Source organism: Nocardiopsis rhodophaea, from assembly GCF_039530945.1.
In the GTDB taxonomy this organism is placed as follows: domain Bacteria; phylum Actinomycetota; class Actinomycetes; order Streptosporangiales; family Streptosporangiaceae; genus Nocardiopsis_C; species Nocardiopsis_C rhodophaea.
On record NZ_BAAAPC010000046.1, the window covers coordinates 1 to 1,588 of the forward strand.

The 1,588-nt window shown below is 72.9% G+C and carries 1 protein-coding gene; it reads left to right on the plus strand.

Annotation, left to right across the window (positions count from 1 at the left end; translation table 11 throughout):
* The first annotated feature begins 139 nt into the window (after nt 1-139).
* Nucleotides 140-1,588 (plus strand): NF041680 family putative transposase, encoded by a 1,449-nt coding sequence (locus ABD259_RS25570; RefSeq protein ID WP_344109729.1) that lies wholly within the window; start codon nt 140-142, stop codon nt 1,586-1,588.

Here is a 1,588-nt window from a genome sequence, read left to right on the forward strand (position 1 = left end):
CTAGCTTGTTGTTTAACCTCAGCCCGTGGCTCGAACACCGTTCCGGCCACGGGTTTCCTCGTTCCCCAGACAACAGAGCGGCCTTGGGACGATCATGTGCGCTGTCGAGACGCCAACGATCAAACCCAAGGCCGCGTAGGTGAGTCTGCTGCACAACCACACCCCTGTCGAGCCACTGTCGGCATTGTCCCGATTCCGCACGGAGCTCTACGCCTGCCTGACCGCGCGAGCAGACGCCCTGTTCGATCTGTGCGACGCCCTCACCTGCGCCCCCGGCCCCGTCCACCACCTGGCCCAGCTCTCCCTGGAACCCGAACACCGCCGCGGCCACGGCTCGACCTACGCCGCCATCAACCACGGCCGCATCGATATCGCCCGGCTGCGCTGGAGCCTGGCCGCGCTCCCACTGCCCCGCGCCGCGGGCGGGCGCATCGTGCTGGCCGCCGACGTCTCCCCGTGGCTGCGCCCCGACGCCTGGACCAGCCCGCAGCGCTCCTGGTGCCACACCTACGGGCGCGGCACCGGCCAGGCCGAGATGGTCCCCGGCTGGCCCTACTCGGTGATCGCCGCCCTGGAGGAAGGCTCCACCTCGTGGACCGTGCCCCTGGACCTCCGGCGCCTGTCCCCGGGCCAGGACGCGACCGCGGCCACCGCCGAGCAGGTCCGCGGCCTGGTCGACCGGCTGGCCGCCGCCGGACACCACCGGCCGGGCGATCCCGACATCCTGGTGGTGGCCGACGCCGGTTACGACCCTTTCCGCCTGGCCTTCCTCCTGGCCGACCTGCCCGTTGAGGTGCTGGGGCGGCTGCGCTCCGATCGGGTGCTGTGCTTGCCCGCGCCCGAGCGCCGGTCCGACGCGACGGGGCGCCCGGCCAAGCACGGGGCGCCCTTCCACCTGGCCGATCCCTCGTCCTGGCCCGAACCCGACGCGAGCACGGCCACCCGCACGCGGCGCTACGGTGCGGCCGCCGCCCGAGGCTGGGACCGGCTGCACCCCCGCCTGACGCACCGTTCGGCCTGGGCCGACCATCCCGGCGCCCTGCCGGTGATCGAGGGCACCCTGGTCTTGTTGGAGGTGGAGGCCCTGCCCAGCCGCCGGGCCCCGCAGCCGCTGTGGCTGTGGTCCTCGGCCACCGGACTCGCCCCCGGCGAGGTGGACCGGCTCTGGCAGTCCTACCTGCGCCGCTTCGACATCGAGCACACCTTCCGCTTCCTCAAGCAGCAGCTGGGGTGGAACGCGCCCCGGCTGCGGGACCCGGCCGCGGCCGACCGGTGGAGCTGGATCGTGGTCGCGGCCTATGCCCAGTTGCGCCTGGCCCGAGGGGTCGTCCGCGAGGTGCGGCTGCCCTGGCAGCGTCCCGCTGCGCCGGGCCGGATGACTCCCGCTCGCATACGCCGGGGGTTTCGCGGCATCCACGCGGGTCTGCACCGGCCCGCCGGTGCGCCGGAATCCTCCCGGCCGGGTCCCGGGCGCCCTGCGGGGAGCCCGAACAAGCGTCCCGCACCCCGCTACGGCGTCCCGAAGAAGAACAAAACGGGCACTACAAGCCGCCCTGGACACAAGCAAGCAGGTAAAACAACAAGCTAG